The organism is Sphingobium sp. HDIP04, assembly GCF_000445085.1.
Classification (GTDB): Bacteria; Pseudomonadota; Alphaproteobacteria; order Sphingomonadales; family Sphingomonadaceae; genus Sphingobium; species Sphingobium indicum.
The window spans coordinates 80,047-87,768 of the sequence record NZ_ATDO01000115.1 but is presented as its reverse complement, the minus strand read 5'-3'; the positions used below and the strand labels follow the sequence as shown (position 1 = coordinate 87,768).

Here is a 7,722-nt window from a genome sequence, read left to right as displayed (position 1 = left end):
GGCTCTGTTGCAAAAATCGTGAAGCTTGAGCATGCTTGGCGGAGATTGGACGGACGGAACGATGACGGATTTCAAGTGGCGCCATTTCCAGGGTGATGTGATCCTGTGGGCGGTGCGCTGGTATTGTCGCTATCCGATCAGCTATCGCGACCTTGAGGAAATGCTGGCGGAACGCGGCATTTCGGTCGACCATACGACGATCTATCGCTGGGTCCAGTGCTACGCCCCGGAGATGGAGAAGCGGCTGCGCTGGTTCTGGCGGCGTGGCTTTGATCCGAGCTGGCGCCTGGATGAAACCTACGTCAAGGTGCGGGGCAAGTGGACCTACCTGTACCGGGCAGTCGACAAGCGGGGCGACACGATCGATTTCTACCTGTCGCCGACCCGCAGCGCCAAGGCAGCGAAGCGGTTCCTGGGCAAGGCCCTGCGAGGCCTGAAGCACTGGGAAAAGCCTGCCACGCTCAATACCGACAAAGCGCCGAGCTATGGTGCAGCGATCACCGAATTGAAGCGCGAAGGAAAGCTGGACCGGGAGACGGCCCACCGGCAGGTGAAGTATCTCAATAACGTGATCGAGGCCGATCACGGAAAGCTCAAGATACTGATCAAGCCGGTGCGCGGTTTCAAATCGATCCCCACGGCCTATGCCACGATCAAGGGATTCGAAGTCATGCGAGCCCTGCGCAAAGGACAGGCTCGCCCCTGGTGCCTGCAGCCCGGCATCAGGGGCGAGGTGCGCCTTGTGGAGAGAGCTTTTGGCATTGGGCCCTCGGCGCTGACGGAGGCCATGGGCATGCTCAACCACCATTTCGCAGCAGCCGCCTGATCGGCGCAGAGCGACAGCCTACCTCTGACTGCCGCCAATCTTTGCAACAGAGCCCTCCTGAGTCTTGAGGAAAAGATCGACACATCGTCGGCCGCCGGCGAACTCATCTTCCATGTGTTCGGGGCCATCGCCCATTTCGAGCGGAGACTGATCTCCGAGCGAACCAGGGATGGGATCGCCGCCGCGCGCGCCAAAGGCAAGTTGCCCGGCCGTCAGCCGCTCGACATGTCCAAGGTACATGCCGCCATCAAACTGGTCGAAGCGAGCATCTCGCCGACAGAAGCAGCACGACAACTCGGCATCGGCCGATCGACCATCTATCGAGAAATGCGCCGCCTCGGCGTGGAAAGGCCCATCTGAATGTCCAGATCGAAATCGGCTCACGATCTTTCCGGCCTGATGAAATATGCGGATCGCGCGCCATGGGATGAGGCATTGGCCGAAATGCTGTCCGCGCATCTCGATCCGGCGAGCGAAGCGACCGGACTCGAGCCTGACGCCATATTCGAGATAATTGGCGATCACTGGCAAGGGCCGCTATGGGGCTGCGCCTTTGAAGATCTGCTTACGCAGGAACTGGAACCCGACGGTCGCAATCTGGTCGATGACTATCTCAAGCGCCGGGGCTGGAACGAAAAGGCGCCGAACAAGGCCTATATGCGCGCGTTACGCGATACGGTCATGTCGCTCTATGAGGTCAGCGAAGTCGTGCCTGGTCAGTCGATGACCTTGCGCGATCTGCTGCGCGACGTTGCTCCGGTGACGGTGCGCGAACACGGTGCAACCCAGACCCTGGTCAACTGGGACAAGATCGCCGCAAGGGTTGTCGACGTGAACGGGCGCCATGGCATTTCCGGAGCGCTGTTGCCGTTCAGCGCTGAGGGCGCCGTGCGAGTGGTCGAGGCATTTTCCCGACTTGCCGACGAAACTCAGGACACTGCGGAATTGGACCCGTCCGATCGGGACGCGCTTCTGGGAGCATCGGGACCGATGTTCACGAACATGTGGCTGCTCGACTGTCTGGGCAAGGCCATGCCCGGCAGCGCGCCGGATATGGTCAACGCCGACGGCGATGACCTGGTGTTCCACCGTATCGTTTTTCCGCTGGCGAAAGGCGTGGTCGGCAAGAGCCTGATCCGAAGGCTGAACGCGGCACAATGGCTGGAACCTGCCAGCGACAGTTTCTGGAACTGGCTGGCACCAGCGACGAAGAACAAGAAGCCGCAAGCGACCAAAGGCAAGCGGGCCTTCGTCACGACCATGGATGACGGCACGCCGGTTTTTGCCAATGTGGAACTGGCAGGGCGCAAGCTGATCGTCGAGGTAAACAGTGCCGCCCGCGCGGAGCGAGCAATTACCCAGATGGGCGAATGGCTTGGTGATTGCGTGAGCGCGCCTATGGCCGAAATCCGGACGCTCGATCAGGTTATGGCCGACGATGCCGCCCGCACGCCACAGGACGAGGCGCTGGATATTCCACCGCATGAAATGGAGCGCATCGTTCACGATATGCTGACCCGTGAATATACGAAAACGCTCGATGAGCCGGTCCCAGCCCTCAGCCACAAGACGCCACGCGTTCTGGCCTGTACAAAGGCGGGGCGGGTAAAGGTAGCCGACTGGCTCAAATATATCGAAAATGGCGCGGCAAAATCGGGCACCGCCGATCCGATGGGCACCTATGACTTTACATGGATGTGGGAAGAACTGGGGCTTAGCGACCTCCGGCGGTAACGGCCATCATGCGGTTCTTGAAATGTTCTCGCTTAGCGTTGTCTGGCGTACCTTCCACGCGATGCCCTCAGTAAAGGAATTCATACTCGCGAGAACAAGACTCTTGATCCTTTCGACCCCCCGGGGCTGTTGGAAACAAACCGACACTTTATTCCAGAATTTATTACTCCACCGGTAGGTACATATCCGGCCACGATGTAAATATTGCTCAGGAGATCTGGCGTTGTCAGGGCCGGCAACGCTGGTCGGAACGCCAGTAGCGCTCCCAGCGCGCGACGGTGCCGGTCGCAAGCATCGCGCAGCTGAGGTTGCGGCCATCGGCAAGAGTGCAGAAGGCACCGGTTCTGGCGCCGCCCGCCGGACCGGTCGAGAGACAGCGCATTGGCGCTGCGCGGACGCGGATATGGCTGATGCCTGCGTTGGCGATCCGAACCTCACCGCGCGAGCCGCCAAGCAGCTCCACCAATGCATTGCGCGCCGCGATCGGTCCAGCGCGGGGACAGGGATGGCCGCGACGGCAAGTACCATCCAGTTCGCGCGCGGCGATGCCCGCGATGCGGATGCGTGGACCCTCGGCACACCAGACCGGGCCATCGCCATCGGCGACAAGGGTGGGCGTGCAGAGGAATATCAGCCCTGCGGCCACGATACTCATGTAGCGATGGAGAGCTTCTTGCGCTTGCCGCGGCCGCGGCGGACGGTCGGTTGCCGGCCGAGGCCGATCTTCTTCGCGAGCTCGCGGCGCTGCTCGGCATAATTTGGCGCGACCATGGGATAGTCGGCAGGCAGCCCCCACTTCGCCCGGTACTGGTCAGGGGTCATCTGATAGTGGGTCATCAGGTGGCGTTTCAGCATTTTGAGCTTCTTGCCGTCCTCCAGACAGACGATGTAATCCGGCTTTATCGAAGCGCGGATCGAAACCGCGGGGACTGGGGCCTGTTGCTCAGGCTTGCCGGGCTGGCCGACGCTGGCGAGAGCGTCGTAAACCGATCCGATCAGCCGAGGAATATCGCCGACTTCGACCTTGTTGTTCGTCACATGCGCCGCAACGATGTCAGCCGTCAAAGTAATGAGATTCTCGTTGCGCCCCGCTTCCTCGCTCACAGCCCTGCTCCTGCTTACCGCCGCATCCGTAATGATCGCGGCGGGACCTGTTATCTGCTCGAATTAAGCGCGTCCATCGGTGAAAATGATACGGCGAACAGTCCAATAATCGATTGCAACCGAGGCCAGGTCGCTTTGAAGCGGCGCTTTATCCTGTCCGCCGGCTAATGCTGGTTCGTAGCGCCATTCGCCATTTGCCTGCCGACCGCTCGCCCGGACCTGGTTTGGCGATCGGTGCGCCGCGCGAGATGATTCAGCCCGGTGCGGTAGGCCCGAAGTGCGCCCGGCGCTTCGAATGATCAGTCCCTGATGTCATTGCCTGATTGGCAGGTCGCGTTACCCCCACACCGCGACCTGCCGCTGGCCCCCTTGCCTCGAAATAGGACAGGATGGTTAACAGCAATTTAACGTCGCGAGCCGGCGGCAATGCGATCGTGAACCTCTCCGGGATTCTCCTCCCCCCAACGCTGCGCCCGTCCAATCCATTTCCAGACGGCGCCTCAACCCTCCTGCATCCCTCCCTCATCCGCGCCAAAATAGTTTTCGAGACGCGCGGCCGTGTCGGGCGTCAGTTCGACAAACTGGCGCCTGCCATCGTCGGGATCGTCTATCTTCACGAGCAGCTTTGCCTCGCAAAGCTTGTTGACCAGCCGCAGCGCAGTGCTGGGAGGCGCGGTCGAAGCGAGGCAAAGGGCGCTCGTTGCCACCTTCTTGCCCTCGCTTTCGTGAATGAAGAGGTCGATCAGCATGTCCCAGGCCGGTTCGCCGAAGAGCTTTGGCGACCCGATCAGCTCTCGGCGGAACTGGCGGCGCTTATAGGCTCGGCGCGCATTTGCGAGCGCGGTTGACGCACTTTGCTGTTGTCCGCCGCCTCCCGACCCGGGATTGTCGCGCAGAACATGGGCGCAGGCGGGCGCACGATCAGATCCTATGCGCCCGCTCGCTGCGACGCGCTGGGCGTGGGTCGCCGTGACGACAATATGATCGACGATCTCGATATCGAGCGATCGACCAAGGTCGGAAAGCCTGCGCGTCGCGACGATGTCGTTTTCGCTCGGGGTCGCGTCGCCGCTCGGGTGATTATGGATCATCCCACGATGTTCGTTATCATTTTGATATTCAACGATTTTTTTGAATAAACCCTGAAGGTGGTGCCGGGGTTTGGGAGCTGCAATTAGTGCGCTATCGTGATCGTCACGGGCGATCATAACCGCGCTCAGCGAGTTCACGTCATGCACGGCACCGAACTTCACCCTTTCCGCCTCACAATTCAAGCCCACCGATTCGGCGGAGCCCTCGGGGCATCCACGATGCTGGCATTCCGGCTATCCAGTTGTCTTGCGATACCGCCCTTTCCTTGGTGATCCAAAATAGCAAATGAGACCTGCCGCCTTGAGTGCGGCGATGTCCCGTCGCGCGGTTTTCAGACTGACGTCCCAAACAGCCGCGATCTCCCTGGCGTCGCATCGACCCTCGACGACTCGGCCCAGAAACCAGCGTTGTCGCTCATTGATCTCTGCCCGATCAGGGACATTTATAGGGTCACGTTCAGGGACACGTTTAGGGTCATATTCCCGCGCACCCGTTTCTGAACGTCCGCCAGCGGCTTCGCCGGCCGCATAGGCTTCACGAGCTCTGGCGAGCGATATGCGATCCACCGGGCCGGTCAACGGGATCGCCGCCGGGCCTTCGAGCAGGCCGAGAACGAAGGCCCTGATGACGGGCGACGAAACCACCAGGCGCAGGAAATACACCGTATCCGGCCCGTGCTGCGCTGAGAGCCAATGCTTCACGGTCCTCTCGCTTGCATCCGTTTGACGCATGAGCTGCTTGATCGCGCGGCGGCTGTCGCCATGCTCTTTGCGCAGCAGTTCCGCGATGGTTCGCGCGTAGATTTCACGCCCGCCGAGGACGCCTGTCCATTGGGGTAATTTCCTGCCCGTTTTCGGCAACATCTTCCGTTTTCTCCGCAGTTAGACTGGTTTCATTGCGGAGTGGCGGCACAGGCCCGTCATGCGCTGCGGCGGTAGGTCGCCCGGACCGCCGCAGCCGATTTCAGGAGGGCGTCATGTGATGAGCCGGAGAGTTTACGATGATGACCGGTCAGGGCAGCTTGAACGTCCACTTCGGGCTGCCGAATACGTCCGCATGTCGACGGATCATCAGAAGTATTCGACCGAAAACCAATCCGACGCGATCAACCAATATGCTGAGGCGCGTGGAATCGAGATCGTGCGAACCTATGAAGACGCTGGAAAAAGCGGGTTAAAGATCGAGGGACGCGACGCGCTCAGGCAACTCATCGAGGACGTGCAATCGGGCAGCACCGATTTCACTCTGGTTCTCGTTTATGATGTCAGCCGCTGGGGGCGCTTCCAGGACGCCGACGAAAGCGCCTACTACGAGTATATTTGTCGGCGTGCCGGCATCGCCGTCGAATATTGCGCCGAGCAATTCGACAATGACGGCAGCCCGATCTCGACCATCGTCAAGGGCGTCAAACGCGCGATGGCTGGCGAATACAGCCGCGAGCTTTCAACCAAGGTGTTCGCCGGCCAGGGCCGACTGATCGAGAAAGGCTACCGCCAGGGCGGGCCTGCCGGCTTCGGCCTGCGTCGGACGCTGATTGACGAGCATGGCGTCATCAAGGGGCTTCTCGAACGGGGCGAGCACAAGAGCATTCAGACAGATCGGGTGATCCTGACGCTGGGCCCTGCCGAAGAGGTCGATCTGGTCCGCTGCATCTACCGGGCTTTCGTCCATCAGGGATATAGCGAGCGGGAGATTGCGGACGATCTCAATCAACGCGGCGTTCCGACCGATCTTGGGCGTCCCTGGACCCGGGGCACGGTCCACCAGATTCTGATCAACGAGAAATATGTCGGCGACAACGTCTGGAATCGTCGCTCCTTCAAGCTCAAGAAGAAGCGCGTCGCCAATGAGCCCGAGATGTGGATCAGGGCGCAGGACGTGTTTCAGGCCGTCGTCGAGCGCGAGCTGTTCGAGGCGGCGAGAAGGGTAATCTGCTCGCAGCGCAGCTCGCAATAGGTCCCCTCGATTGGGTGGAGGAAGTAGATGCGTGAGGCGTCGTAGGGGTTTCGGCGGACGACGAACTTGCGTTGCTCTCCAGCGTCCAGGAACGGCCGCAACACCTCGTCCCAGTATTCGATATTGTCCCAGCGCATGCCGTAGCGCTCGATCGTCCGGTCTTCGATGTCGGCGAAGTCGAGATAGAGCTTCTGCTTGTCAGCGATGATCGGCGGGAGGCCGGCGCCTGCACGCTTCTCGGTGCCATAGATGCCGCGCTCCCAGGCCAGATCCGGGCGCTGCTTGGTCGTGCTGTGCGGCCGGACGTGATACTGGCCGCAGATGAACTCGAGCATCCAGACCTCTAGCTCATCGAGGGTCATCTCGGCCGCCTCGTTCGGATTGCGGGTCTTGACCTTGTCGAAGCCGCGATCACGGGCGGTTGCTGCGGGGAGCAGCCGCATCTGGTCCATCGCCGTGCCCATGAAGCGTTCAATGATGCCGCCGAAATGGACCAGCCCTGGCGGGCGATGCTCGGGCGGCGCGATGCCGTATTCCCTGCACCCATAGAACAGGGCGCGTGACCAAAACTCAGCTGCGTTGTCGAGATAGACGCTATTGGGCGTGCCATACATCGGCCATGGGAGTGGAACGCCGACGCGCTCCAGCCACTCATCCTTGGGCGTCATCACCCGCGTCATGCACTGAGCGACGGTCGAGGCGTTTGGATATTCCCAGGTCAGCACGAACGCGAGGACGGCTCGGGTGCATTCGTCGAGCGCGATAGTGATCCAGGGACGGCCGACATGCTCACGGTCGAAAGCGCTCGCGCAGACCACGTCGACGAGCGTGTGGTCGATCTGGATACGCTCAAGTGGAAACGTCGTTTCGGGCGTCTTGCCTCGGATATGCTCGTATCGCTCACGAGCCACCTTCTTTCCGTACTTCAGGCCGACGCGCTCACGCGCCGGAACGCCGGCGAAGCGGCTTCGCAACGTGTTGTGCGAGGGCGGTATGCACCCCCGCCCCGT

The 7,722-nt window shown here is 61.0% G+C and carries 8 protein-coding genes and 1 pseudogene; 4 read left to right on the top strand and 5 right to left on the bottom strand.

The features are described 5' to 3' along the window. The first annotated feature begins 61 nt into the window (after positions 1-61). The 3 genes and pseudogenes from L286_RS41500 to L286_RS41495 all read left to right on the top strand — a co-directional run bounded on the left by L286_RS41500 (position 62) and on the right by L286_RS41495 (position 2,560). Positions 62-826, top strand: a complete 765-nt coding sequence (locus L286_RS41500; RefSeq protein ID WP_001389365.1) for an IS6-like element IS6100 family transposase — start codon at positions 62-64, stop codon at positions 824-826. A gap of 51 nt (positions 827-877) precedes the next feature. Then, positions 878-1,186, top strand: a pseudogene (locus tag L286_RS0124960) (recombinase family protein); the annotation flags it as partial. 39 nt (positions 1,187-1,225) lie between these two features. Beyond that, positions 1,226-2,560: a hypothetical protein gene (locus L286_RS41495; RefSeq protein ID WP_021223876.1), complete on the top strand. Its 1,335-nt coding sequence runs from the start codon at positions 1,226-1,228 to the stop codon at positions 2,558-2,560. Between the two features lie 226 nt (positions 2,561-2,786). Here L286_RS41495 and L286_RS41490 read toward each other — a convergent pair whose 3' ends face one another. From L286_RS41490 to L286_RS41480, 4 genes are all read right to left on the bottom strand, one after another. Beyond that, entirely contained in the window at positions 2,787-3,215 is a 429-nt protein-coding gene (locus L286_RS41490) for a hypothetical protein (protein WP_020818599.1), read from the bottom strand. Beyond that, the gene (locus L286_RS41485) at positions 3,212-3,664 is read right to left on the bottom strand and encodes a MucR family transcriptional regulator (protein WP_020818598.1); all 453 of its coding nucleotides are present in this window, start codon (positions 3,662-3,664) and stop codon (positions 3,212-3,214) included. The genes L286_RS41490 and L286_RS41485 overlap by 4 nt, the downstream gene beginning before the upstream one ends. 500 nt (positions 3,665-4,164) lie before the next feature. Continuing rightward, a complete protein-coding gene (locus L286_RS48095) occupies positions 4,165-4,917 on the bottom strand; it encodes a JAB domain-containing protein (RefSeq protein ID WP_084498549.1) in 753 nt (250 codons plus the stop codon). Between the two features lie 72 nt (positions 4,918-4,989). Further along, positions 4,990-5,619 carry a DeoR family transcriptional regulator gene (locus tag L286_RS41480; protein WP_020818596.1) on the bottom strand — a complete coding sequence of 210 codons (630 nt, stop codon included), beginning with the start codon at positions 5,617-5,619 and terminating at the stop codon, positions 4,990-4,992. A 118-nt stretch (positions 5,620-5,737) separates the two neighbouring features. On the opposite strand from L286_RS41480, the gene L286_RS41475 reads away from it, so the two are divergent. Then, positions 5,738-6,712, top strand: a complete 975-nt coding sequence (locus L286_RS41475) for a recombinase family protein (RefSeq protein ID WP_327195674.1) — start codon at positions 5,738-5,740, stop codon at positions 6,710-6,712. Here L286_RS41475 and L286_RS49040 read toward each other — a convergent pair. Continuing rightward, entirely contained in the window at positions 6,640-7,686 is a 1,047-nt protein-coding gene (locus L286_RS49040; RefSeq protein WP_020818594.1) for a Mu transposase C-terminal domain-containing protein, read from the bottom strand. The two genes, L286_RS41475 and L286_RS49040, sit on opposite strands and share 73 nt — an antisense overlap. Between the last annotated feature and the right edge of the window lie 36 nt (positions 7,687-7,722).

Bases quoted from the DNA above. Each gene is read 5' to 3' on its own strand.
- L286_RS41500 (WP_001389365.1), top strand. From the start codon at position 62: ATGACGGATTTCAAGTGGCGCCATTTCCAGGGTGATGTGATCCTGTGG.
- L286_RS41495 (WP_021223876.1), top strand. From the start codon at position 1,226: ATGAAATATGCGGATCGCGCGCCATGGGATGAGGCATTGGCCGAAATG.
- L286_RS41490 (WP_020818599.1), bottom strand. From the start codon at position 3,215: ATGAGTATCGTGGCCGCAGGGCTGATATTCCTCTGCACGCCCACCCTT.
- L286_RS41480 (WP_020818596.1), bottom strand. From the start codon at position 5,619: ATGTTGCCGAAAACGGGCAGGAAATTACCCCAATGGACAGGCGTCCTC.
- L286_RS41475 (WP_327195674.1), top strand. From the start codon at position 5,738: ATGAGCCGGAGAGTTTACGATGATGACCGGTCAGGGCAGCTTGAACGT.